The sequence below is a fragment of the Thetidibacter halocola genome, from assembly GCF_018224955.1.
In the GTDB taxonomy this organism is placed as follows: Bacteria; Pseudomonadota; Alphaproteobacteria; order Rhodobacterales; family Rhodobacteraceae; genus Thetidibacter; species Thetidibacter halocola.
Genome location: NZ_JAGTUU010000003.1, coordinates 342,166 through 367,042, shown reverse-complemented (window position 1 = coordinate 367,042; position 24,877 = coordinate 342,166). Strand labels below are relative to the sequence as shown.

The following is a 24,877-nucleotide window of genomic DNA, read 5'->3' as shown; positions in this document are numbered from 1 at the left end:
GTCCAGAGGATCCTGCGCAACTGGGGCCGCACGACGGCAGCGGCCTCGGCCGCTGGACTCCGCCGGTGCGCCCGGCTAGGCCCGGCCCATGGACACCGCCGCGCTCATAACGGCCTTTGCGACGCTCTTTGTCGTGATCGACCCGATCGGCCTCACGCCGATCTTCATCGCGCTGACCGCGGGCGCCGACGCGCGCCATCGCCGCGCCGTGGCCTTGCGCGCCTGCATCACGGCCTTCGCGGTGCTGACGCTGTTCGCCTTCCTCGGCGAGGCGGTCTTGGGCTTCATCGGCATCTCCATGCCGGCCTTCCGCATCGCGGGTGGAATCCTGCTGTTCCTGACCGCCCTCGACATGCTGTTCGAGCGCCGCACCAAGCGACGCGAGGACAAGGTCGAGCCCGAGGACATGCCCGACCCCTCGGTCTTTCCCATCGCCATTCCGCTGATCGCGGGCCCGGGCGCCATCGCTACGATGATCCTGCTCGCGGGCCAGTCCGACAGCGCGCTGGAAATGGCGGGGATCATGGGCGTCATGGTCTCGGTCCTGGCCATCGTGATGGTGATGTTCCTGCTGGCGGGACTGATCGAACGGGCGCTGGGCCGGACGGGAATCGTCGTCGTCACGCGGCTCCTGGGGATGCTGCTGGCCGCGCTTTCGGTGCAATTCGTGCTGGACGGGCTGCGCGCGTTCGGTTTCGGCGCGCTCTGAGGCTCGAAATTCCGCGCAAGCGCCCCTATCTTTCCCTTGTCAGAAGGAGCGGCGGCATGAACGGCGACGATTTCGGTCAGGCGATCTACCTCGTGGTGCTGGGCTGCGCCATCGCCTTCTGGTTCTTCGTCGAGAACCGACAGGGCTTGGGCAAGACGCTGCGCCAGATGTCGGCCTGGGTGCTGATCTTCATCGGGGTGATTGCGGCCATCGGCCTGTGGGGCGACATCCGCCAGACAGTCCGTCCGCAGCAATCGGTCTTTGCCGAATCCGGCCGGATCGAACTGCCCCGCGCACCGGACGGCCACTACTACGTCACACTCGACCTGAACGGCGTTCCGGTGCGCTTTGTCGTCGATACCGGCGCCTCGGCCATGGTCCTGACCAGGGCGGATGCCGAACGCGCAGGCCTATCACTGGGCGAGTTGGCCTATTTCTCCGAGGCTATGACCGCGAACGGCCTTGTCCGGACGGCGCCCGTCACGCTGGACACGGTGGCGGTCGGCCCCTTCACCGACGCCCGCGTGCCGGCCTACGTCAACGAGGGCGAGATGGACAAGTCACTGCTGGGGATGAGCTATCTGCAACGCTTCGACCGGATCGAGATCGCCGGCGGCAAGCTGGTGCTCGAGCGCTAATCCCCGCCCGTCTCGCGCAGCTTCTGCCAGCGGCCCGATTCCTCGGACCAGTACAGCGCCCGGCACCCCGCCCCGGTCAGTGCCTTCCATTGAGCGCGCGCGACGCCCAGAGCAGAGTCGTCATGGCCGTCAAACAGGATGCAGACCCGTTCCAGCCGCTGCACCTCGTCGACCGACACCTCGGCCCCGTCGATCGCCATCAGGCAGGCCGGGTTGTTGGCTTCGCCCGGTCCCACTGTCAGCAGCACCGGCTGATCCGCGTCGTGATCGCCGCCGGCCAGCCCGTGCGGCAGGAACTGCTCCTCGGGACCCAGCCACAGCTTCTGGTCCAGCCAGTCCATCCGGGCGGGATCGGTGCCGCGCACCGCCACGCGCCAGCCCGCCGCCAGCGACTTGTCCAGCAGCATGGGCAGCGTGACCTCGACCGGCTGGCGCGTCAGGTGGTAGAAATAGACCGCCCCCACGGCCCTCAGCCCTTCTCGAACTTGTCCCGAACCAGCCGGTCCAGCGCCATGACGCCCCAGCCCGTCGCGCCCTTGGGCGCCAGCGTGGTGTCGAACGTGACCTGCGCCACGCCCGCGATATCCAGATGAATCCACGGCATTTCCGGCCGCACGAAGCGTTGCAGCAGCTGCGCCGCCGTCACCGCCCCACCGGGCCGCCCGCCGGTGTTCTTCATGTCCGCCTTCTGCGACTTGATCTGCTCGTCATAGGCCGGGCCCATTGGCAGGCGCCAAGCGCCCTCGCCCTCGGCCTGCGCCGCCTTGAGGAAATCGGCCGCAAAGGCGTCGTCATTGGCAAAGACGCCCGCATTGTGATGCCCCAGCGCGATGATGCAGGCCCCGGTCAGCGTCGCCAGGTCGACGATGGCGGCGGGCTTTTCGGTTTCCTGCGCGTGCCACAGCACGTCGGCCAGCACCAGACGCCCTTCGGCATCGGTATTGATGACCTCGATCGTGTCGCCCTTCATCGATTTCACGATATCGCCCGGACGGGTCGCCGAACCCGAGGGCATGTTCTCGACCAGCCCGACAAGGCCGGTGACATTGGCACGCGCCTTGCGCAGCGCGAGGGCCTTCATCACCCCGGCCACGACGCCCGCGCCGCCCATGTCCATGGTCATGTCTTCCATGCCCTGCGCAGGTTTGAGACTGATGCCGCCGGTGTCGAACACGACGCCCTTGCCGACCAGCGCCAGCGGCGCGCCCTCGCCGCCCTTCCAGCGCATGATGACGACCTTGGATGGGCTGTCAGAGCCTTGCCCGACGCACAGCAGCGCCCCCATGCCCAGTTCGGTCAGGCGATCCTCCTCCAACACCTCGACCTCGACGCCAATGCCGCGCAGCGCCTCCAGCCTTGCGGCGAACTCGGTGGTGGTCAGCACGTTGGCCGGTTCCGAGGTCAGGTCGCGGGTGAAGCACACGCCCTCGGCCACCGCCAGCACCGGCGCCGCGGCCTGCGCGACCGCGTCCGCGTCGCGCACCATCAGCACCGCCGGGGCCGGTGTCTTGCCCGGTTCGGACTTGCGCGCGGTAAAGGCATAGCCGCGCAGCGCCAGCCCCAGCGCGATCTGTTCCGGCAGGCCCGTCCCCTCGACCAGCACCGTCAGCGGCGCCTCGCCCGCCAGCCGCGCCAGCGTCGCACCGGCCTTGCGCGCATCCGCCTGCGCCGGGCGGCGTTCGACCTTGACCACGTGCAACGCGGCGCAGGTCATGCCCGCGGGATGCGACAGCGTATGCCCCTCGCCGGGTTTGACCTTTTCCCAGGCCTCCGAGGCCAACAGCCGCGCCAGCGCGCCCTTGCACAGCCGGTTCAGGCGCCGCGCACCCGGGCTCATGGTTCCGGCGGCGGGCACCGTGATTCCCAGGTGCCCCTCGATGTCCGCCAGGGCGTCCAGTTCCACCGCCGCAAAGCGGATTGCGCGCAGGTCCGTCATGTCTTTCCCCTTCGGCCGTTCCCCGCCCACAGGTAATGCGCGCGGCAGTCCTTGGCCAGTGCCACCTTTCCCGTCCCCTGCGCATCGGCTAGGCTCCGGCACAGGAACTGCTGGGGGACATGTCGGCGTGCAGAGATTCGACAGATACATGCTGTCGCAACTGATGGTGCTGTTCGGATTCTTCTCGCTGGTGCTGGTGTTGGTCTACTGGGTGAACCGTGCGGTGGTGCTGTTCGACCGGCTGATCGCCGACGGGCACTCGGCGGGGGTTTTCCTGGAATTCACCATGCTGTCGCTGCCGGCGGTGATCCTCCAGATCATGCCGATGGCCAGCTTTGCCGCCGCCGTCTACGTGACCAACCGCATGTCGGGCGATTCCGAACTGACCGTCGTCAAGGCCGTGGGCTATTCGCCCTGGCGCCTGGCCCGCCCCGTCGCGATCTACGGCACGATCATCGCGCTGATGACGGCGATCCTGTGCCATGTCCTCGTGCCCGCCTCGATCGCGCAGTTGCGCCTGCGCGAACAGGAGATTTCCGGCTCGGTCTCGGCCCGACTGCTGCGCGAGGGAACCTTTTTGCATCCTGCGCGGGGCGTCACCTTCTACATCGGCGACATTGCCCCGGATGGGGAGTTGCGCGACGTCCTGCTGTCCGACCGCCGACAGCCTGACCGCAGCCTGACCTATACCGCCGAGCGCGCCTACCTGCTGCGGGCCGATGACGGGCCAAAGCTGGTCATGATCTCCGGCCTCGCACAGACCATGAACCTCGAGGAAAGGCGCCTCTCGACCACCACCTTCGCCGACCTGATCTACGACATCAGCGGCCTGGTCGCGCAGTCCCGCGTGGTCGTGCGGCGGCTCGACACGGTACCGACGCTGGAATTGCTGACCCGGACAGAGGCGCTGGCCGAGGAACTGCGCGAACGACCCGGTGCCGTGCTGCAAGAGGCGCATATGCGTTTCGAACAGCCGATCCTTGCGATGGTGGCTGCGCTGATCGGTTTTGCGGCGCTTCAGGCCGGCACCTTCTCGCGCTTTGGCGTCACAAAGCAGATTGTCGGCGCGATTTTCCTGCTGGTGACGGTCAAGCTGGTGGAATCCGGCGTCAGCGACCCGGTGCGGAGCGTTTCCCGGCTCTGGCCGCTGGTCTATCTGCCCTCGGTGGTCGGTCTCGGCATGGTCTGGGCGCTTCTGGCCTCGGGCGGGCGAGGGTGGCGCCCCCGGCGGCGCGGGTCGCCCCCGGCGGAGGCCGCTACATGATCCTTCACGCCTATTTCGCCCGCCGCTTCCTGATGATGTTCCTCGGCCTCTTCGCCGTGTTCGCCCTGCTCCAGGCATTGCTGGACCTGGTCGAGCAGTTGCGCCGTTTCGGCGACGACGCCACCTTCGGGCAGGTGGTGCAGCTGGCCGCGCTGAAACTGCCCGACGGGCTGTACCAGATCCTGCCGCTGGTGATGATCCTGTCGACCATCGCCCTGTTCATCAGCCTGGCACGGTCGTCGGAACTGGTCGTGGTACGCGCCACGGGCCGGTCCGGGCTGACGGTGCTGGCCGCGCCGCTGCTGGTAGCGTTGCTGATCGGCGTGCTTGTGGTGGCGATGATGAACCCGATCGTCGCCGCGACCTCGAAACGCTATGCCGACCTGCGCGAGACCTACCGCACGGGCAGCGCCTCGGCCATCTCGATCGGCCCCGAGGGGCTGTGGCTGCGCCAGGGTGGCGACGAGGGGCAGGCGGTGATCCGCGCCGACCGCGCCAATGCCGAGGCGACACGGCTTTACGACGTGTCCATCGTGACCTACGCGCCCCAGGGCGGACCGCAGAGCCGCATCCTCGCCGCCGAGGCCGAGCTGACCGACGGCGCCTGGCGCCTCACCAACGCCACCGCCTGGCCACTGACGCCGGGTCTGAACCCGGAACTGGGCGCGCGGGCGCATGACATGCTGCTGCTGCCGTCGAACCTGACACAGGACAGCATCCGCGACCGGTTCGGCAGCCCTTCGGCGGTGGCGATCTGGGATCTGCCCGATTTCATCTCCGATCTCGAACAGGCGGGCTTTTCCGCGCGCCGCCACCTGGTCTGGTTCCAGATGGAACTGGCCAGGCCGCTGTTCCTGGTGGCCATGGTGCTGGTGGGCGCGGCCTTTACCATGCGGCCCGCCCGGCTGGGGCGCACCGGCGTCTCGGTGCTGTCGGCGATCCTGCTGGGCTTTGGCCTGTATTACGTGCGCAACTTCGCCCAGATCATGGGCGAGAACGGCCAGCTCCAGCCGCTGCTGGCGGCGTGGGTGCCGCCGGTCGCGGCGCTGCTGCTGGCGCTTGGCCTGGTGCTTCAGATGGAGGACGGCTGATGCGCACCGTCCGCCTGATCGCGCCGCTGATCGCCGCGCTGTGCCTCGCGCTCGCGCCGCCCGCGCGCGCGCAGGACGGCCCCGCACTGCTGGTCGCCGACGAGATCCTGGTCGAGGGTGACAGCCGCCTGATCGCCACCGGCAATGTCGAGGCGTTGCAGGATGGCACCCGTCTGCAAGCCAGCCGCATCGTCTATGATAGCACCGCAGAGACCCTGCAGATCGACGGCCCGATCCGCATCACCGATCCGCAGGGCAACGTGCTGATCGCCGATTTCGCCACGATGGATCGTGCGCTGAAGAACGGACTGCTGACAGGGGCACGGCTGGTTCTGGACGAGCAGTTGCAGGTCGCCTCGGTCGAGGCGCGCCGCGTCGGCGGCCGCTATACCCGGCTCAGCCGCGTTGCCGCCACCTCCTGCCAGGTCTGCGGCACCAGCGCGCCGCTGTGGCAGATCCGCGCCACGCGAGTCGTGCATGACACCGAGGCACGCCAGCTCTATTTCGACGACGCGCAGGTCCGCGTGCTGGACGTGCCCGTGTTCTACCTGCCGCGCCTGCGCATGCCGGACCCGACGCTGGACCGTGCGCGCGGCTTCATGATCCCGACGATCCATACCTCGACCCTGCTGGGTTTCGGGGTGCGTGTGCCCTATTTCATCCCGTTGGGCGATCACCAGGACGTCACGCTGACGCCCTTCCTGTCGCCAAACACCCGCACGCTGGAACTACGCTATAGACGCGCCTTCGTGCATGGCGATCTCGAGGTGACGGGCGCCGTGTCGTCGGACACGCTGGGTTCGGACGCGGCGCGGGGCTATCTTTTTGCCCGCGGCCTGTTCGACCTGCCGGACGATTTCAAGCTGGATTTCGACATCAAGACCGCCTCGGACGAAAGCTATCTCAACGATTACGGCGTCACCAGCCAAGACCGGCTGGAAAGCCGCCTGACCGTGACCCGGGTGCGCCGCGACGCCTTTCTCCAGGCGAATCTCGTGCACTACCAGTCGCTCCGCGTAAGCGAGGACAACGGCACCCAGCCCACCATCGTCTCGGACGCACGGTTCGAACGCCGGTGGTTCCCGGCCTGGGCCGGGGGTGGCGAATGGCGGTTCAACGCCACGGCGCACACCCATTATCGCTATTCCGACCTGCCGATCGATGGCACGGACGCCGATACCGAGATCGACGGCCGGGACGTCGCCCGCGTCAACGCCGAGATCAGCTGGCGCGACCAATGGACCCTGCCGATGGGCCTGCGCGCCGGGGCCAGCGCCCACCTCTGGCTCGACTCCTTCGCCACGCGGCAGGACGTGACTGCCACGCCCGATATCGCCCGCGCCACGCCCGGCGCAGCGGTAGAACTGCGCTGGCCGCTGCTGCGGGTCGGCCCCGCGGGCGGTCGCACCCTGCTGGAACCGGTCGTCCAGTTGGGCTGGACAGGCGGAACCCGACCCGGCAATCCCAACGACGAAAGCACCCGCGTCGAATTCGACGAGGCAAACCTGCTGTCGCTGTCGCGTTTTCCCGCCGCCGACCGGCGTGAACACGGCGCCACGCTGGCCGCCGGGCTGCGCTGGATGCACCAGGCACCGACCGGATGGACGGCAGCCTTGACCATGGGCCGCGTCTGGCGCGAGGCGGCAGATCCCGATTTCTCGCGCTCATCGGGCCTGATGGATACCGCGTCGGACATCTTGCTGGCCGGGAGTTTCGCTCATCCCGTCGGTCTGACCATCTCGGCGCGCGGCCTTCTTGAGGAAAACAGCCGCTTTTCCAAGGCCGAGGCGCGGGCAGGTTGGTCCAATGCCCGGCTCGACCTCGGCGCGTCCTACCTGCTGCTGGTGACCGATCCGGACGAAAACCGTTCAAAGGCGCTGTCGGAATGGAGCTTTGACGGCACCTACCGCTTCGATCGGCACTGGACCGCCTTGACCGAGTGGCGCTATGACCTTGCCGACGACCGGCTTGACCGCGTCGGGCTGGGCCTGCAATACCGGAATGAATGCGTGGAGGTGGGTTTGTCGGCATCGCGTCGCCTGGCGTCGTCGACCAACCTCGAACCAAGCACCGATTTCGACCTGACTGTCGCGCTCAAGGGGTTTTCCACCGGCGGCAGTGGCAAGGAGTACCGTCGCACATGCACCTACTGACCCGCCTCTCCGCCGCGCTGGTCCTCGGCCTGTCGCTGTCCTCGGGCGCGCAGGCGCAGGGGTTGTTCTCGCCCGCCATCCTCGTCGACGACAAGGTGATCACCGGCTACGAGATCGAGCAGCGCGCGCGCATGCTGCAATTGCTGAACGCCCCCGGCGACCCGATGGAAACCGCGCGGCAGCAGCTGATCGACGACCGTCTGCGCCTGAACGCAGCGCAGGATGCCGGCATCCGCCCCTCGCCCGAGGACGTGCTGGACGGGATGGCCGAATTCGCCGCCCGCGCAAACCTCGAGCGCGAGGAATTCGTTGCGGCCCTCGAGGCCAGGGGCGTGGCCGAACAGACCTTCCGCGATTTCGTGCAGGCCGGCCTCAGCTGGCGGATCCTGGTCCAGCAGCGCTTTGCCGGACGCGCCAATGTCTCCGAAGACGAGATCGACCGCGCCCTGACCGCGCAGGGCGGCAGTTCGGTGCGCGTCCTGCTGTCCGAGATCATCATGCCGATGACGCCGCAGAACCAGGAAGAAGTGCGCGCCCGCGCCGCCCGCATCGCCGAACTCGACTCGACCGCCGCCTTCTCGGCCGAGGCGCGTCGCTATTCTGCAACCGCCACGCGCGGCAATGGCGGCCGCCTGCCCTGGCAGGACCTGACCGAGCTACCGCCGCCGCTGCGCCCAATCGTGCTGGGCCTGAAGCCGGGCGAAGTGTCGGAACCGATCCCGCTGCAAGGCGCCATCGCCCTGTTCCAGCTGCGCGAGATCGAGGAAACCGGCTTTGCCGCTCCGGAAAGCGCGACCATCGAATACGCCGCCTATTACATGCCCGGTGGCCGCTCGCCCGAAACGCTGGCCAAGGCGCGCGTGCTGGAAAGCACGCTGGACCGCTGTGACGACCTCTATGGCGTCGCCAAGGGCCAGCCGGCCGAGGTGCTGGAACGCGGATCGCTGCCGCCCGAGCAGATCCCCACCGACATCGCCTTCGAACTGAGCAAGCTCGACCCCGGCGAGGTCTCGACCGCGCTGACGCGGGCGAACGGCCAGACGCTGGTCTTCCTGATGCTATGCGGACGCTCGCCGAAACTGTCGGACGATCTCGACCGCGAGAGCTTTGGCATCGGGCTTCGCAACCAGCGCATCGAATCGCTCGCCGCAAGTTACCTGGAACAGCTGCGCTCCGACTCGGTCATCATCGAGAAATGACACCTGCGCCCATCGCGCTGAGCTGCGGAGAGCCCGCCGGCATCGGCCCTGAACTGGCCGAGGCCGCCTGGTCAGAATTGGGCGAATCCCTGCCCTTCTTCTGGATCGGCGATCCAGCCCATCTCCCCGGAACCGTGCCCTCGGTCGTCATCGACAGCCCCGCCCAGGCCGCCAAGGCGGCCGCACAGGGCCTGCCGGTGCTGGCTCTGTCCATGCCCGGCCCGCGCGTTCCCGGCGTGGCGCAGGCGGCGCACGCTCCCGGCGTGGTGGCGGCGATCGAGACCGGCGTGCGGCTGGCGCAGGACGGCTCGGCGGGTGGCGTCTGCACCCTGCCCATCCACAAGAAGGCGCTGGCCGACGGGGCCGGTTTCGCCTTTCCCGGCCATACCGAGTTTCTCGCCCATCTCGCCGGGGTGGACGAGGTGGTGATGATGCTCGCCTCGGACCGGCTTCGTGTCGTGCCGGTGACGATCCACATCGCCTTGGCCGAGGTGCCCCGCGTGCTGACCGCGGACCTGCTGGAAAAACGCATCCGCATCACCCATCGCGCCCTGGTCGAGCGGTTCGGCATCGCGGCACCGCGGCTGGCGGTGGCCGGCCTGAACCCGCATGCGGGCGAAGGCGGGCGCATGGGTCACGAGGAAGAGACGCTGATCGCCCCGGTGCTGGACCGGTTGCGCGCCGTGGGCATGGACCTGCGCGGCCCGCTGCCCGCCGACACGATGTTTCACGAGCGCGCCCGCGCCGGCTATGACGCCGCGCTCTGCATGTATCACGACCAGGCTCTGATCCCGATCAAGACGCTCGATTTCGACCGCGGCGTGAACGTGACGCTGGGCCTGCCCTTCATCCGCACCTCGCCGGATCACGGCACCGCCTTCGACATCGCGGGGCGCGGCGTCGCCAATCCCACAAGCACGATCGAGGCGCTGCGCATGGCTTGGCGCATGGCCGGGGGCAAGGCGTGATCGTGGCGAGCCGGGACATCGGGGCTGTGCCCCCGTCTCGCTGCGCGAGCCCCCCCCGGGGTATCTGGAGCCCAGAGACGCCATGAGCCGGATCGACGCCCTGCCGCCCCTGCGCGAGGTCATCGCGACGCATGACCTGCGCGCCAAGAAGGCGCTGGGGCAGAACTTCCTCCTGGATCTGAACCTGACCGCACGGATCGCGCGGATTGCGGGCGACTTGTCGGGGATGGACGTGCTGGAGGTGGGGCCGGGCCCCGGTGGGCTGACCCGCGGCTTGTTGGCCGAGGGGGCGCGGCGCGTGCTGGCCATCGAGAAGGACGCACGCTGCCTGCCCGCGCTGGCAGAGATCGCCGCGGCCTATCCGGGCCGCTTGCAAGTGATCGAGGGCGACGCGCTGGAGGTCGACCCGCTGGCACATCTGACCCCGCCCATCGCGATCTGCGCCAACCTGCCCTACAACGTGGGCACCGAACTGCTGGTGCGCTGGCTGACACCGCCAGTATGGCCGCCCTTCTGGACGAGTCTCACGCTGATGTTCCAGCGCGAGGTGGCCGAGCGGATCGTGGCGCAGCCAGGCTCCAAGACCTATGGGCGGCTCGCCGTTCTGGCGCAATGGCGATGCGAGGCGCGCATCGCGCTGTCCTTGCCGCCCGAGGCCTTCACCCCGCCGCCCAAGATCTCGTCCGCGGTGGTGCATCTGCGCGCCTTGCCCGGCCCGCGTTTCGAGGCCGATCCGGCGGTGCTGGAGCGGGTGGTGGCAATGGCCTTCAACCAGCGGCGCAAGATGCTGCGCGCGGCGCTGAAGGGGTTCGGGCCGGATATCGAGGATCGGCTGAGGGCGGCCGGGATCGCGCCCACGGATCGCGCCGAACAGGTGCCGATCGAGGGATTCTGCGCGCTGGCGCGCGAGATCGCGCGCCGCTGAGCACCACGAAAAAGGCCCCCGAAGGGGCCTAAGTCCATCCCGTCATTCCGCCGCTTCGGTGGCGTCGCCGGGCTTGTCCGATCCGGCCGGCGCCTCGCCCTGGCCGCCATCCTTGGCCTCGGGCTTTTTCCGGGGGCGGCGCGGGGCGCGGGGCTTGCGCGGCTTTTCCTCGGTTGCGGGGGCCGGCTCCGGAGCAGCCTCAGAGCGCGATTCGGGTGTCTCGACAAGGCCTGGGCCGTCATCGTCGCCGTGCAGGTCCAGCACGTCGGGCTGGTCGTCGCCGCGCGCAGGATCGGCGCGGCGCGGGTTGTCGGCGCGGCGCGGCTGATCGTCGTCGCCGCTGCGGTCGCCGGACTGGCCGTCACGCTCGGGGCGGTCGCGGTCGCGCTGCGCCTGACGTTCGCGGTTCTCGCGTTCCTGCTGCTCGCGGCGCTGGTCCTGCTCGCGCTGGGCCTCTGCCAGCATACGCAGGTAGTGCTCTGCGTGCTGCTGGAAGTTCTCGGCCGCGACGCGGTCGTTACCCAGGGCGGCGTCACGCGCCAGCTGGTTGTATTTCTCGATGATCTGCTGCGGCGTGCCGCGCACCTTGCCCTCGGGCCCGGAGCTGTCGAACACACGGTTCACGACATTGCCCAGAGGGTTGCGGTTGCGGTTGTTCTTGTTCCGCGAGCGGGATTTGGTGGAACGCATAAGTTTGGCTATCCAGTCCGTTTTGACTGTGGAGTGACCCCTGGGGCGCGCTTTGCGCCGGTCCGATTTCTGGTCACGCGGCTGTTCGGCTTGGCGTCAGGAAGGACGGCGTTGGCACTGTCCAACCACCTGACGCCCTCGATTAAGCATAGTGGCGCCGCAGAGACAAGGGGTTTGCGGCATGTCCCGGGCAATTCGCCGCGCTTTTCAGCGTTTTTCCGCGTCGCGATGCGCGACGACCACGCGATCGCGCCCGTCGAGATCGGCAATCGTGGCAATCCGGGCCAGCCCCGCCCGTTCGAAAAGAGCGGAAACCGCCTCCGCCTGCGTCGCCCCGATCTCGACGATCAGCCGCCCGCCGGGTTCGAGATGACCGGGCGCCTGGTCGGCGATGGCGCGATAGGCCGACAGGCCGTCCTCCTCGTCGGTGAGCGCGAGGAGTGGCTCGTGGTCGCGCACCTCAGGCGCCAGCCCGGCCATCTCGGAGGCGGCGATATAGGGCGGGTTCGACACGATCAGGTCATAGCGCATGTCCGGGTCCAGCGGCACGCACCAGTTGCCTTGCAGCAGTTCCGCCCGCGCCTCCAGCCGCAGCGCGTTGCGGTTCCAGAAGGCCACGTTCAGCGCCGCCTCGCTGAGGTCGATGCCCGTGCCATAGGCCTGCGGCCGTTCGGCCAGCAGCGTCAGAAGGATGCAGCCCGTCCCGGTACCAAGGTCGAGGACCGAGGCAAAGGGCTCGGCTAGGGCCGCCTCGATCAGCGTTTCCGTCTCGGGGCGCGGGTCCAGCACATCGGGCGTCACGAGGAAGTCGCGGCCATAGAAGGCGCGGCGGCCGGTCAGGTGACTGACGGGCTCGCGCGCCGCGCGGCGATTGACCAGCGCATCGAAGGCCATGCCGAGGTCCGGCGCCACAGGTTCCGGCAGGAACAGGGTCAGCCGACCCGGCGGCACCTTCAGCACATGGGCCAGCAGGCGGCGCGCATCGCGGCCCGGATCGGGCACACCCGCGTCGCGCAGCCGCACGACGGCCCGCGCCAGCAGGTCGGTTCCGCGCATCTCAGGCGCCCATTTCCGCGAGGGCGGCGGCCTGGTGTTCGGCGGTCAGAGCGTCGATGATCTCGTCGAGGTCGCCTTGCAGGATCTGATCGAGCTTGTACAGCGTCAGCCCGATCCGGTGATCGGTCATGCGCCCTTGCGGGAAGTTGTAGGTGCGGATGCGCTCGCTGCGGTCGCCGGAGCCCACCTGCGCCTTGCGCGCGCCGGCGCGCTCGGAATCGGCCTCCTGGCGCTGCTTGTCGAACAGCCGCGCGCGCAGCACCTGCATGGCGATCTCGCGGTTGCGGTGCTGGGACTTCTCGGACGAGGTGACGACGATCCCCGAGGGGATATGCGTGATCCGCACCGCCGAGTCGGTGGTGTTCACATGCTGCCCGCCCGCGCCGGAACTGCGCATCGTGTCGATGCGAATATCGTTGGGGTCGATCTGGATATCGACCTCCTGCGCCTCGGGGAGGACGGCGACGGTCGCGGCCGAGGTATGGATGCGCCCGCCCGATTCCGTCTCGGGCACCCGCTGGACGCGGTGCACGCCGGATTCGAACTTGAGACGGGCAAAGACTCCCTCGCCCGCGATTCGCACGACCAGCTCACGCAGGCCGCCCAGATCGCTGTCCTGTTGTTCGATCACGTCCCATGTCCAGCCGCGCGCCTCGGCGTAACGCTGGTACATGCGGGCCAGGTCGGCAGCGAACAGCGCCGCCTCCTCGCCACCCGTGCCGGGGCGGATTTCCAGCACGGCGGGCCGGGCATCGGCCGCATCGCGCGGCAGCAGTGCCAGTTGCACGGCGCGCTCGGCCTCGGGCAGGCGGGCGCGCAGCTGCGGCAGTTCTTCCTCGGCCAGCGCGCGCATCTCGGGATCGGACAGCATCGCCTCGGCCTCGGCGATGTCGGTGTTCAGCCGCTCCCAATCCTCGATCACCGAGACCAGAGGGCGCAATTCGGCATATTCACGGCCCAGCGCGGCGATGTCGCCATCGCCCGTGCTCATACGCGCCTCGACATAGCCGAGCCTGTCCTTGATCTGGCGAAGGCGGTCCTGGGGGATCATGCGGGCTGAATGGCGCGCCCGCGGCGCCGCGTCAAGACGTGCCGCCCTCGGATTGCAGCGCCGACAACCAGCCTTCGACCCGGGCGCGGTTCACACCCATGTCGGACTGGCCAAAGCGCAGCCGGGCATACAGCTCGACCTGGCCATCGGACAGCTGAACGGTCGTGTAATCGGGAAAGCCCATCCACTTGGAACGGGTGACATAGGTCACGCGCCCCTCCGAGGGGTCGCCGGCCAGCACCTCTGTCCGAGGGGTTTCCAGGATGATCTGGTGCAGCGCGGTCAGCGTCGCCTCGCCGCCGGGAATGCGGCGGCGCACGCCACTGGCCAGGTCCTGGTCTGCGGTGACCTGCGGATCGACGTTCCACACCGCAGGGTCCGATGGAGCGAGGCGGATCCAGGCCAGCCCGCCGAAGACGAGAATGACGATGGCGTAGAAGATCATGCGCACGGTGTCCCCCGGCTTCGTTGTCCTGCCCTCAGGCGGGCATGACACGGTTGGGCGCGATTCTCAAAGGACAATGCTGTGACCCGGCAAGGACCCGCCACCCCTAGCCGCGTCTTGCATAGGCCCACAGGCACAGCAGCGCCGTCGCCACATGCGCGCCCGCCACCGCCGTGATCGCGGCGGAATCGAACGGCGGAGAGACCTCGACCACGTCGCCACCGACCATGTTGACACCCGCGATGCCGCGCAGGATCGCCGCCGCCTGGTGGCTGGCCAATCCACCCCAGACCGGCGTGCCCGTGCCCGGCGCAAAGGCCGGGTCCAGCGCATCGATGTCGAAGGTGACATAGCAGGGCGCGTCGCCGACGATCTCCTTCACCCGCTGCGCCACGACGGCGGGGCCGTTGTCATGCACGAAGGGCGCGTCGAGGATGTGGAAGCCCAGCGGGTCTGGATTGTCGGTGCGGATGCCGATCTGGACCGAGCGTTCGGGCACGACCGTGCCTTCCTTCGCCGCCTTGTAGAGGAAGGTGCCGTGATCGACCCGCGCGAAATCGTCATCGGCCCAGGTGTCGGTATGGGCGTCGAACTGGATCACCGAGAGTGGCCCGTGCTTTCCCGCGTGCGCCCGCAGACAGCCCAGCGTGACCGAGTGATCGCCCCCCAGCGCGATGCAGGCCGCGCCCTGCCCCAGGATGCCGGCCACATGGGCGCGGATGCGCTCGGGCACCTCGGAGGGCATGGCATAGTCGAAGGCCATGTCGCCGTAATCGGCGATGGCGAACTCGGACAGCACGTCGAAGCCCCAGCCATAGGGCGCGTCGCAGGGTTGCAGCTGCGAGGCTTCGCGGATGGCGCGCGGCCCGAGGCGCGTGCCGGGCCGGTTCGTCACCGCCTGGTCGAAGGGCAGGCCCGTGACGGCGATGTCGATGCCCGCGAGGTCCTTCGTGTAGCGGCGGCGCAGGAAGGATGTGGCGCCGGCAAAGACGTTCTCGAATGAGGGGCCCTTGAGGTCTTCCCTCGTGAAGGCGTGGTCGATCTGGCGCTTGGCGTCTTCGAGGCTCATGGTCGGTCGTGGTCCTGTGTGGATGGGGTCGAGGGGGCGCTGCCCCCTCGGCGCGTTCCGCGCCTCACCCCCGGAGTTTATCGGGCAAGATGAAGGGACGGCTCAGTCCTTGATCGGCAGGGCGCGCTCCACCAGTCGGGCGAAGAAGCTGGCGCCGATCGGGGCGATGCCGTCGTTGAAGTCGTATTTCGGGTGGTGGCAGCCCGGCGTGTCGCCCTGGCCAAGAAAGAGGTAGGCGCCCGGGCGCGCCAGCAGCATGTAGGCGAAATCCTCGCCGGGCATGATCGGCGGCGCGTCGGCATCGACGGCGTTCTCGCCCGCGACTTCGCGCGCGACCTCGGCCGCGAAGGCGGCCTGGTCGGGGTGGTTGATCGTGGGCGGGTAACCCTCGGAATAGTCGAGCGTTGCCGTCATGCCAAAGCTCCTGGCCTGGAATTCCACGATCTCGGCCATGCGCTCCTTGACCGTGGCCTGCACGGCCTTGTCGAAGTAGCGCACGGTGCCGTTGAGCATGGCGGTCTCGGGCACGATGTTCATCGCCGACCCGGTGTGGATCTGCGTGACCGAGACCACCAGGCGGTCAAGCGCGCTGACATTGCGGCTGACGATGCTTTGCAGCGCAAGCGTCATGCTGGCGGCCGCGATCACCGGGTCGCGGGTCTGGTAGGGCTGCGCGCCATGACCGCCGATTCCGGTGATGGTGATCGTGAACTCGTCGACGCCCGCCAGCAGCGCGCCGGGATTGGTGGCGAAATGGCCCTGCGCCAGGCCCGGCGAATTGTGGATGCCATAGACCTCGTCGATGCCGAACCGCTCCATCATGCCTTCCTCGACCATGATACGCCCGCCGCCCTCGTTTTCCTCGGCGGGCTGGAAGATCAGCGCGACGCGCCCCGCGAAATTGCGCGTCTCGGCCAGGTATTTCGCGGCGCCGAGCAGCATCGTCGTGTGGCCGTCATGGCCACAGGTATGCGCCATGCCCGGCACGGTCGAGGCCCAGCCCGTGCCCGAGAGGTCCTGCATCGGCAGCGCGTCCATGTCGGCGCGCAGACCGATGGTGCGCCCCGGTTCGCGGCCCTCGATGATGGCGATGATCCCGGTGCGGGCGATGCCCGTGGTGATGTCCTCGATCCCGAAGCCGCGCAGTTGATCCACCACGAAGGCTGCCGTCTTGTGGCAGTCCAGACCAAGTTCGGGGATCGTGTGCAGGTGGCGGCGCCAGGCGGTCATCTCTTCGGCCTGGGCGGCGATGGAATTCACGATAGGCATGGGGGATCTCCTTTTTCGGAACTGTCGCGCCGATTGACTACAGGCGCAACACATGCGGGACGGTGGGCGGGGCGATGTCCGAAGGACGAGCGCCGTCACCGTCCCCCGCCGTGCCGCGTCTCGATCAGCCGCGCGAAAAAGCTCGCGCCATAGGGCGCGGCGGCATCGTTGAAGTCGAATTCCGGGTGATGTACCGACGGTCCCTTGCCCTGGCCCAGGAACAGGAAGGCCCCGGGGCGGACGTTCAGCATGTAAGAGAAATCTTCGGCCCCCATCTCGGGTGGCAGATCGTCGATCACGGCGGGCGAGACCTCCCGCGCCACGGCCACTGCGCGGGCGGTCTGGTCGGCATGGTTCACGGTGGGCGGATAGTTGCGGCGATACTCCACCGCGACGGTGACGCCATAGCTGGCCGCCTGCCCCCTGGCGATTTCGGCGATGCGCCGTTCGGCCATGTCGCGCACCTTCGGGTCAAAGCTGCGCACGGTGCCGGCCAGCCGCACGCTCTCGGGGATGATGTTGAAGGCGGTGCCGCCATGAACCTGCGTCAGCGACACCACCAACGAGGCCAGCGGATCGGCATTGCGCGAGACCACGGTCTGCATCGCCTGGCCGATGGCCAGCGCGCAGGGCAACGGATCGAGACATTCATGCGGATAGGCTGCATGGCCGCCCTTGCCCGTCACGGTGATCTCGAAATCGTCCACTGCCGCCATGATCGGGCCGGGACAGGTGCGGAACTCGCCCAGGTCGCCGAACGGGTCGGTGTGCAGGGCATAGACCTCGTCGATGCCGAAGCGTTCCATGATGCCTTCCTCGACCATGATCCGGCCGCCGCCGATGGTTTCCTCGGCGGGTTGGAAGATCAGCACGACCTTTCCCGCGAAATTGCGCGTCTCCGCGAGGTATTTCGCAGCCCCCAGCAGCATCGCCGTGTGGCCGTCATGGCCACAGGCATGCATCCGGCCCGGGGTGGTGCTGGCCCATTCCGCACCCGTCGCCTCGTCCATGGGCAGCGCGTCCATGTCGGCGCGCAGGCCGGTCACGGGGCCGGGCCCCCTGCCCTCGATCACCGCGACGACGCCGCTGGTGGCGATGCCGGTCTCGATCACGTCGACCCCGAATTCGGCGAGGCGCTCGACCACGAAGGCGGCTGTCAGGTGGCAGTCCAGCGACAGTTCCGGATGCCGGTGCAGGTGACGGCGCCAGCCTGCCATTTCCTCGGCAAAGCCTGCGATGCGGTTCAGGACGGGCATGGGTGGACTCCTCGGACGCGATGGCTCATCCCTCAAGTGACCGAAACCCGAGAGGGACGCAATGAGCGACGATCTGATCCACGACCCGAAAGGCGGGATGCCGCGACTTCTGGCGATCATGCGGGCGCTGCGCGACCCTGTCACGGGCTGCCCCTGGGATCTCGAGCAGGATTTCGCCACCATCGCCCCCTACACGATCGAGGAAGCCTACGAGGTCGCCGACGCGATCCAGCGCGAGGCCTGGGACGAACTGAAGGGCGAGTTGGGCGACCTGCTGTTCCAGTCGGTCTTTCACGCCCAGATGGCGGCGGACCGCGGGCTGTTCACCTTCGACGACGTGGCCAACACGATGTCGGACAAGATGGTGGCACGGCATCCGCATGTCTTCGGCGACGAGTCGAACGACAAGTCCCCCGAACAGCAGACCCGCGACTGGGAGGCGATCAAGGCCGCCGAACGCGCCGCGAAGAAACAGAAGGGCATCCTCGATGGCGTCGCCCACGGCCTGCCCGCGCTGACCCGCGCGATCAAGTTGCAGAACCGCGCCGCGCGGGTCGGATTCGACTGGCCCTCGACCGACGAGGTGCTGGACAAGGTGGTGGAAGAAGCCGCCGAACTGCGCGAGGCGCGCGACGCCGCCCACATGGAGGAGGAATTCGGCGACCTCCTGTTCGTCATGGCGAATCTCGCCCGTCACCTCAAGATCGACCCGGAGGCCGCCCTGCGGTCCGCCAATGCCAAGTTCACCCGCCGCTTCGCCGCCATCGAGGCGGCGCTGGCCGAACAGGGCCGCACGCCCTCGAACAGCACGCTGGAAGAGATGGACGCGCTGTGGGACGCGGCCAAGGCGCGCGAGAAGGCTGGCTATACCTGAACTCTTCACTCAGGTATTGACCTGATCATTTTAGTCGGGTTTAAGAAGCGCATCAAATGGAAGCGCCACGAACAGGAGTCCTTCATGCTGCGCCTGACCACCGCCCTGACCGCCATCGCGATCGCCGCCCCGGCCCTTGCCCAGGAGGTCAACCTCTATTCCTACCGTCAGCCCGAGTTGCTGGCCCCGCTGACCGACGCCTTCACTGCCGAAACCGGGATCAAGGTCAACGTCGCCTTCCTGGAAAAGGGCATGGTCGAGCGGCTGAAGGCCGAGGGCGCGCGCTCGCCCGCCGACCTGATCTTTACCGTCGACATCTCGCGCCTGGCCGAGGCGGTCGATGCCGGCGTGACCCAGGCCGTGACCTCCGAGGCGCTGGCCGCCAACGTGCCCGACGCCTATCACGATCCAGAGGGCCATTGGTGGGGCCTGACCACCCGCGCCCGCATCGTCTATGCCAGCAAGGACCGCGTCGATCCCTCCGAGGTGACCACGTACGAGGATCTCGCCGATCCGAAGTGGCAGGGTCGCATCTGCACCCGTTCGGGCACGCACAGCTACACGATCGGCCTCGTCTCGGCCATGCTGCACCATCATGGCGAGGAGTATACCAAGACCTGGCTGGAAGGCGTGAAGGCCAACCTCGCGCGCAAGCCGCAAGGCAACGACCGCGCACAGGTCAAGGCGATCTGGTCGGGCGAATGCGACATCAGCCTCGGCAACACCTATTACATGGGCCAGATGCTGACCGACCCCGAACAGCAGGATTGGGCGAACTCGGTCAACGTGCTGTTCCCGACCTTCGAGAATGGCGGCACCCACGTGAACATCTCGGGCGTGGCGATGACGGCGGCGGCGCCGAACCGCGAGAACGCACTGAAGATGATGGAATTCCTGACCTCGCCCAAGGCGCAGCAGATCTACGCCGAAGCGAATTACGAATACCCCATCGCCCCGGGCACCGAGCCTGACGCCCTGACCAACAGCTGGGGCACCTTCACCGCCGACGACGTGAACCTGATGACGCTGGCAGCCCTGCGCGCCGACGCGCTGAAGCTGGTCGAAACCGTCGATTTCGATGGGTGACCGCCCGGACCCGGGCCTGCGGCCCGGGCGAACCTGCCAGTGGCCGGTTCGGGGTGATGACGGGCGGAGCCCCGGCAGCCGGACCCGGCCCCATGGGGCCGGGCAACCGCCCGCGGCACGAGCAGGACAGGCCTGGGCCTGATCCGTCCCGTCCAGAGGCCCGCATCCCGGGCAGGCCCGCCACACTTCCCGACCGACCTCGAAGGGCGCCGCAAGGTGCCCTTTCCTGTCTCTCGCAAAGCCTTATTCTGAGCGCATTCCCGGAGTATCGCGTCCGCGATGCGGCACCGGTGCCGGACATCCAGAAGGAACGGACGGGTGAGCGACGCGCAGGCAGACAGCCAGGAACGGCCCAAGGCGCCGGCCCACCTGCCGCTTGTCGATGGCATCCGCGGCTACCTGATCTTTGCCATGACGGTTGGCCACGTGGTCGCCATCACCGGCGTCGGCGCACTGTCATTCCTGACGCACAAGCCCTTTGCCGTGTTCCTGACCGGCGAAGGCTTCATGGCGGTGTCCGGCTTCATGACCGGCTACATCCTCAGCTTCCGCCTGGCGCGGCGCGGCGTGCTGTCGTCGCTGGGCTGGGGATTGCAGCGCGCGGGCAGGATCGTCGCGCATTACATCGTGGTCTTCGCGCTGTGCCTGCTGCCGGCGCTGGTTCTGCCGCTGGCAGGCAGCACGGCCTCGGTCCTGCTGCATGGCCGCGAGAGCATCGGCCTAGACGACATCGCGCTGTTCCTGACAGGGTTCTACCGGCCTGCCTTCTTCGACATCCTGTATCTCTATGTCGTCTACATCGCCATCGCCCCGGTCTTCGTTCTGATGTTCCAGTCGCGCCTGCGCCATGTCGCGCTGGGGCTGAGCGTGCTGGCCTGGCTGTTCGCGCGCTACGGCTTCACCCAGCGCGCCTTCGAGGCGCTGTTCGCCCAGGTTCCCGGCGCCCGGATAGAAGAGGGCGGATCGTTCCACATCTTCGCCTGGCAAATGATCTTCTTCTTCGGCGTCGCCCTCGGCGCGCTCTATGCCCGCGATGCCGAGGCGCTGCGCGGCTTCGTCCGCAACACCCCGCCGGGCGTGTTGCGGCTGATGCTGACGCTGCTGGCCGTCTTCGGCGTCGTCGGCCTTCTGTCGGCCAGCGGGCTTGCGCCCCTCGGGCTGCGCTACCTGCGCGACTACCTGACAGTGGCGCTTTTGCCGCTGATGAATTTCGTGCTGGCGGTGTTCGTGCTCGCCTGCCTGCTGATGACGCCCCGCCTGGCAAACAGCCGGGTGGCGCGGGCGGTGCGCGGGCTGTTCGGCCTGCGCGTACTGCGCACCATCGGCGCGGTGACGCTGCAAAGCTTCTCGGCCAGTATCGTGATCAGCTACTGGATCGCCTACACCGTACCGGCGGGCAGCGAATCCACGCCGGCCTTCGCGCTGGGACTCCTGGGCCTGTGCATGGCGGTCGTCTACGGCGTCTCGGTGTTGGTCAACCGCCACCAGAGCGCCCGCAAGGCGGCGCGCAGGCGGGACGGCGGGCGGGGCGATGTTCCGGCCTGAGGCCGGGACGAGCGCCGGACGGCATCCCGCCAAAGCAAAACGGCGCCCGCGAGGGGCGCCGCCTGAACTCCCCGTGGGGAACCGCTTACTGCGCGTCGGTGATGAACTTGACCGCGTCGCCGAAGGTCTGGATCGTCTCGGCCGCGTCGTCCGGGATCTCGATGCCGAACTCTTCCTCGAATGCCATGACCAGCTCGACGGTGTCGAGGCTGTCCGCGCCCAGGTCGTCGATGAACGAGGCGCCTTCGGTGACCTTGTCCTCTTCGACGCTCAGGTGCTCGACCACAATCTTCTTAACGCGATCTGCGATGTCGCTCATGTCCGTTCCTCTGCTTCTGCGGCCCGAAGGCCCGTTCTGCCCTTGCCCCTCCGGGGTGGCCATACATGCCCTTTCGGGCGGTGTTCTCCGGGAAACCCGGCCTGCTGGCCTGCAACGCCTGCGCGCCCCCCGGCCAATGTCAGCGCGCCTATAGCATAAGGCACGAGGATGGCAAACGCTTTGTCATGCCGCTTTGCGGCATGGATCAGAGCATCGCCATGCCGCCGTTCACGTGCAGCGTGGCGCCCGTCACGTAACCTGCCTCGGGGCTCGCCAGGTAGAGGACCGCAGCGGCGATCTCGTCGGGCGTGCCCATGCGACCCGACGGGATCTGCCCGAGGATCGAGGCCTTCTGGTCGTCGTTCAGCTTGTCGGTCATCGCCGTCTCGATGAAGCCGGGGGCGACCGCGTTCACGGTGATGCCGCGGCTCGCCACCTCGTAGGCAAGGCTCTTGGACATGCCGATCATCCCGGCCTTGGCGGCGGCATAGTTGCCCTGCCCCGGGTTGCCCGTCGCGCCCACCACCGACGAGATGTTCACGATCCGGCCCCAGCGCGCCTTCATCATGCCACGCAGCACGCCCTTGCACAGGCGGAAGGTAGAGGTGAGGTTGACCTCCAGCACGGCGGACCACTCCTCCTCGGACATGCGCATGAACAGGTTGTCGCGGGTGATGCCCGCGTTGTTCACCAGGATGTCGACGCCGCCCATCGCCTCGGCCGCCTGTTTCGGCAGCGCGTTGACGGCATCGGCATCCGACAGGTTGCAGGGCAGCACATGGCAGCGGTCGCCCAACTCGGCGGCCAGCGCCTCGAGCGGCTCGACCCGCGTGCCCGACAGCCCGACCGTTGCCCCGGCCCCGTGCAACGTGCGCGCGATGGCGCCCCCGATTCCCCCCGAGGCGCCGGTCACCAGCGCCGTCTTGCCCGTCAGATCGAACATCTTGCTTCCTTCTCCGCTCGCGCAAATTCCCTCAAGGGAATTTGCAAATTTCGTCGATGAAATGTGCACCCCGCTCAGGACGACAGGCTGGCTGCCGCCGACCGGACATCCCCGGCACTGCCCACCGTCACGGTTGCCGCCTCCTTGTGGATGCGCCGCACCATGCCCGACAGCGCCTTGCCTGCGCCGATCTCCCAGAACTCGGACACGCCATGGGCGACCATCCACTGCACCGACTCGCGCCAGCGCACGGTGCCGCAGATCTGGTCCACCAGCAGCGAGCGGATCGTGGTGGGATCGTCCACCGCCTCGGCCACCACGTTGGCCACCAGCGGCACCGCGGGCGCGTTGATCGTCACGTGGTTCAGCGCCTCGGCCATCTCGCGCGCGGCGGGCTGCATGAGCGAGCAATGGAACGGTGCGCTGACCGGTAGCATCACCGCCCGCTTGGCGCCACGCTCCTTGGCCAGCGCCACGGCGCGTTCGACGCCATGCACATGGCCCGAGATGACCACTTGCGCCGGGTCGTTGTCATTGGCCGCCGTCACGACGGCCCCCATCGCCGCGTCATGCGCCACCTGCCGCACGTCGGCGAGGTCGAGCCCCAGGATCGCCGCCATCGCGCCGTCGCCCGGCGCAACCGCCTCCTGCATGGCCTTGCCGCGCGCGCGCAGCAGCCGCGCCGCATCCGCCACGGTGAACGCCCCCGCCGCCGTGAGCGCCGAGTACTCGCCGAGCGAATGCCCCGCGACATAGGCTGCGGCGTCGATACCGACGCCCTCGGCCTGAAGCGCGCGCATCGCCGCGATCGAGGTCGCCATCAGCGCGGGCTGCGCATTCGCGGTCAGGGTCAGGGTCTCGATGTCGCCCTCCCAGATCAGCGAGGAGAGCTTTTCCCCCAGCGCGTTGTCCACCTCGTCGAACACGGCGCGGGCCTCGGGATAGGCCTCCGCCAGGTCGCGGCCCATGCCGATGGACTGTGCCCCCTGTCCGGGAAAGATGAAAGCGCGTGACATGGATCCCCCTCCGTTTCAGCCTTGTTGTCCTGCCCTTACAGGGCGCAGGCCTGCCGCGCAACGCCGCGCTGCACGGCGCCTGTGCGCGCGCGCGGATTGCGCGCGGCATTCCGGCCTATAGGTCTGCCGCAGCAACAGGACGATCCGAACGAGGTTCCAATGTCCCTGACAAACTCCGAAACCCGCTATGGCGCGGTGGCCAAGACCTTTCACTGGTCGATCGCGCTGGGCATCCTCGCGATGATCCCGCTGGGCATCGTGGCCAATGACCTGCCCTATGACACCGCCGAGCAACTGGCCCGCAAGGCGATGCTGTTCTCGATCCACAAGACCGTGGGCGTGATCCTGTTCGCGCTGGCCCTGCTGCGCATCCTGTGGGCGCTGAGCCAGCCGAAACCCGCCCCGCTGCATCCCGATCGCAAGCTCGAGACGCTCGCGGCCGAGGTGGCGCACTGGCTGCTCTACGGCTCGCTTGTGCTGGTGCCGCTGTCGGGCTGGGTGCACCATGCCGCCACCACCGGCTTTGCGCCGATCTGGGGCATCGGGCAGGACCTGCCCTTGGTGCCCAAGTCCGAGGCCCTCGCCGGGGCCACAGCCGCGCTGCACCACGTTGCCACCTACGTTCTGATGGGCGCGCTGGCGGCGCATGTGGCGGGCGCGCTCAAGCATCACGTGATCGACCGCGACGCCACGTTGCGCCGGATGCTGCCCGGCCGGACGCAGGCGGGCAGCCCCGCCCGGCATCGCGGCGCGCTGGCCGGTCTGGCGGGGGCGCTGGTGGTCTGGGGCGGCGCGCTGGGTGCCGGTGCGGCGCTGGGCGTCTTTGCCCATGACGACCGGCCCGCACCCGCCGCCGCGCTGGCCACCGTGGAAAGCGACTGGCAGGTGCAGGAAGGCACGCTGGGCCTAACCGTCAGCCAGTTCGGCAGCGCGGTGACAGGCAGTTTCGCCGACTGGACCGCGCAGATCGCCTACCAGGACAGTTCCGGCGCCGGCAACAAGGGCTCGGTCACCGTGACGGTCTCGATCCCCTCGCTGACGCTGGGCAGCGTCACGGGCCAGGCGATGGGGCCGGATTTCTTCGCCGCCGAGGCACATCCCACCGCGACCTTCGCCGCCGACATCCTGGCCGACGAGAGCGGCGCGCTGCGCGCCGAGGGCACGCTGACCATCAAGGACCAGTCCATGCCGGTCACCCTGCCCTTCATACTGGAGGTTCAGGAAGACCGCGCCACGATGACGGGAAGCCTCGCGCTCGACCGCCGCGAATTCGGCATCGGCGGGCAGATGACCGACCCGGCGCAACTGGGATTCGAGGTGACGGTGGATGTCGCGCTGACCGCCACACGCGGCTGACGGGCCACCGGGCTGGGTT

At 68.3% G+C, this 24,877-nt stretch carries 24 protein-coding genes; 12 read left to right on the top strand and 12 right to left on the bottom strand.

The window, feature by feature from the left end:
* Positions 1–88 precede the first annotated feature (88 nt).
* Both KB874_RS08780 and KB874_RS08775 read left to right on the top strand, forming a co-directional pair.
* Positions 89–709: a MarC family protein gene (locus KB874_RS08780; RefSeq protein ID WP_212536191.1), complete on the top strand. Its 621-nt coding sequence runs from the start codon at positions 89–91 to the stop codon at positions 707–709.
* Between the two features lie 56 nt (positions 710–765).
* A complete protein-coding gene (locus KB874_RS08775) occupies positions 766–1,347 on the top strand; it encodes a retropepsin-like aspartic protease family protein (protein ID WP_212536190.1) in 582 nt (193 codons plus the stop codon).
* Here the strand turns inward: KB874_RS08775 and KB874_RS08770 are convergent.
* Together KB874_RS08770 and KB874_RS08765 are read right to left on the bottom strand one after the other, a co-directional pair.
* The gene (locus KB874_RS08770) at positions 1,344–1,811 is read right to left on the bottom strand and encodes a DNA polymerase III subunit chi (protein WP_212536189.1); all 468 of its coding nucleotides are present in this window, start codon (positions 1,809–1,811) and stop codon (positions 1,344–1,346) included. The genes KB874_RS08775 and KB874_RS08770 overlap by 4 nt on opposite strands.
* A gap of 5 nt (positions 1,812–1,816) precedes the next feature.
* On the bottom strand, positions 1,817–3,283 hold the full coding sequence (locus tag KB874_RS08765; protein WP_212536188.1) for a leucyl aminopeptidase: 1,467 nt from the start codon (positions 3,281–3,283) through the stop codon (positions 1,817–1,819).
* Positions 3,284–3,431: 148 nt separating this feature from the next.
* Here KB874_RS08765 and KB874_RS08760 point away from each other — a divergent pair, with 148 nt between their 5' ends.
* From KB874_RS08760 to rsmA, 6 genes are all read left to right on the top strand, one after another.
* Entirely contained in the window at positions 3,432–4,547 is a 1,116-nt protein-coding gene (locus tag KB874_RS08760; RefSeq protein WP_212536412.1) for an LptF/LptG family permease, read from the top strand.
* Positions 4,544–5,638: an LPS export ABC transporter permease LptG gene (lptG, locus tag KB874_RS08755; protein ID WP_212536187.1), complete on the top strand. Its 1,095-nt coding sequence runs from the start codon at positions 4,544–4,546 to the stop codon at positions 5,636–5,638. Before KB874_RS08760 ends, lptG begins: the two co-directional genes overlap by 4 nt.
* A complete protein-coding gene (locus KB874_RS08750) occupies positions 5,638–7,791 on the top strand; it encodes an LPS-assembly protein LptD (RefSeq protein WP_212536186.1) in 2,154 nt (717 codons plus the stop codon). Before lptG ends, KB874_RS08750 begins: the two co-directional genes overlap by 1 nt.
* Positions 7,779–8,990, top strand: coding sequence for a peptidylprolyl isomerase (locus KB874_RS08745; protein ID WP_212536185.1), 1,212 nt, complete (start codon positions 7,779–7,781; stop codon positions 8,988–8,990). The genes KB874_RS08750 and KB874_RS08745 overlap by 13 nt, the downstream gene beginning before the upstream one ends.
* A complete protein-coding gene (gene pdxA, locus KB874_RS08740) occupies positions 8,987–9,958 on the top strand; it encodes a 4-hydroxythreonine-4-phosphate dehydrogenase PdxA (protein WP_212536184.1) in 972 nt (323 codons plus the stop codon). Before KB874_RS08745 ends, pdxA begins: the two co-directional genes overlap by 4 nt.
* An 82-nt stretch (positions 9,959–10,040) precedes the next feature.
* Positions 10,041–10,883 carry a 16S rRNA (adenine(1518)-N(6)/adenine(1519)-N(6))-dimethyltransferase RsmA gene (rsmA, locus tag KB874_RS08735; protein ID WP_212536183.1) on the top strand — a complete coding sequence of 281 codons (843 nt, stop codon included), beginning with the start codon at positions 10,041–10,043 and terminating at the stop codon, positions 10,881–10,883.
* A gap of 42 nt (positions 10,884–10,925) precedes the next feature.
* Here rsmA and KB874_RS08730 read toward each other — a convergent pair whose 3' ends face one another.
* From KB874_RS08730 to KB874_RS08700, 7 genes are all read right to left on the bottom strand, one after another.
* A complete protein-coding gene (locus tag KB874_RS08730; RefSeq protein ID WP_212536182.1) occupies positions 10,926–11,573 on the bottom strand; it encodes a DUF4167 domain-containing protein in 648 nt (215 codons plus the stop codon).
* A gap of 207 nt (positions 11,574–11,780) precedes the next feature.
* Entirely contained in the window at positions 11,781–12,629 is an 849-nt protein-coding gene (gene prmC / locus KB874_RS08725; protein ID WP_212536181.1) for a peptide chain release factor N(5)-glutamine methyltransferase, read from the bottom strand.
* Between the two features lies 1 nt (position 12,630).
* Complete coding sequence (gene prfA, locus KB874_RS08720; protein ID WP_212536180.1) at positions 12,631–13,680, bottom strand: peptide chain release factor 1; 1,050 nt, start codon at positions 13,678–13,680, stop codon at positions 12,631–12,633.
* A gap of 31 nt (positions 13,681–13,711) precedes the next feature.
* Complete coding sequence (locus tag KB874_RS08715; protein WP_212536179.1) at positions 13,712–14,125, bottom strand: DUF1499 domain-containing protein; 414 nt, start codon at positions 14,123–14,125, stop codon at positions 13,712–13,714.
* 106 nt (positions 14,126–14,231) lie between these two features.
* Positions 14,232–15,194, bottom strand: a complete 963-nt coding sequence (speB, locus tag KB874_RS08710; RefSeq protein WP_212536178.1) for an agmatinase — start codon at positions 15,192–15,194, stop codon at positions 14,232–14,234.
* Positions 15,195–15,296: 102 nt separating this feature from the next.
* Positions 15,297–16,463 (bottom strand): M20 aminoacylase family protein, encoded by a 1,167-nt coding sequence (locus KB874_RS08705; RefSeq protein ID WP_212536177.1) that lies wholly within the window; start codon positions 16,461–16,463, stop codon positions 15,297–15,299.
* 95 nt (positions 16,464–16,558) lie between these two features.
* Positions 16,559–17,719 (bottom strand): M20 aminoacylase family protein, encoded by a 1,161-nt coding sequence (locus KB874_RS08700; protein ID WP_212536176.1) that lies wholly within the window; start codon positions 17,717–17,719, stop codon positions 16,559–16,561.
* A gap of 61 nt (positions 17,720–17,780) precedes the next feature.
* Between KB874_RS08700 and mazG the strand changes: the two genes are divergently transcribed.
* From mazG to opgC, 3 genes are all read left to right on the top strand, one after another.
* Positions 17,781–18,593 (top strand): nucleoside triphosphate pyrophosphohydrolase, encoded by an 813-nt coding sequence (gene mazG, locus KB874_RS08695; RefSeq protein WP_212536175.1) that lies wholly within the window; start codon positions 17,781–17,783, stop codon positions 18,591–18,593.
* A gap of 84 nt (positions 18,594–18,677) precedes the next feature.
* Positions 18,678–19,679 (top strand): Fe(3+) ABC transporter substrate-binding protein, encoded by a 1,002-nt coding sequence (locus KB874_RS08690; protein WP_212536174.1) that lies wholly within the window; start codon positions 18,678–18,680, stop codon positions 19,677–19,679.
* Positions 19,680–19,997: 318 nt separating this feature from the next.
* Positions 19,998–21,224 carry an OpgC domain-containing protein gene (gene opgC, locus KB874_RS08685; protein ID WP_212536173.1) on the top strand — a complete coding sequence of 409 codons (1,227 nt, stop codon included), beginning with the start codon at positions 19,998–20,000 and terminating at the stop codon, positions 21,222–21,224.
* A gap of 85 nt (positions 21,225–21,309) precedes the next feature.
* On the opposite strand, the gene KB874_RS08680 is transcribed toward opgC, so the two are convergent.
* From KB874_RS08680 to fabD, 3 genes are all read right to left on the bottom strand, one after another.
* On the bottom strand, positions 21,310–21,543 hold the full coding sequence (locus KB874_RS08680) for an acyl carrier protein (RefSeq protein WP_212536172.1): 234 nt from the start codon (positions 21,541–21,543) through the stop codon (positions 21,310–21,312).
* A gap of 205 nt (positions 21,544–21,748) precedes the next feature.
* Positions 21,749–22,486 (bottom strand): 3-oxoacyl-ACP reductase FabG, encoded by a 738-nt coding sequence (fabG, locus tag KB874_RS08675; protein ID WP_212536171.1) that lies wholly within the window; start codon positions 22,484–22,486, stop codon positions 21,749–21,751.
* 74 nt (positions 22,487–22,560) lie between these two features.
* Positions 22,561–23,502: an ACP S-malonyltransferase gene (gene fabD / locus KB874_RS08670; protein ID WP_212536170.1), complete on the bottom strand. Its 942-nt coding sequence runs from the start codon at positions 23,500–23,502 to the stop codon at positions 22,561–22,563.
* Positions 23,503–23,661: 159 nt separating this feature from the next.
* On the opposite strand from fabD, the gene KB874_RS08665 reads away from it, so the two are divergent.
* Complete coding sequence (locus tag KB874_RS08665; protein ID WP_212536169.1) at positions 23,662–24,858, top strand: cytochrome b/b6 domain-containing protein; 1,197 nt, start codon at positions 23,662–23,664, stop codon at positions 24,856–24,858.
* Positions 24,859–24,877 lie beyond the last annotated feature (19 nt).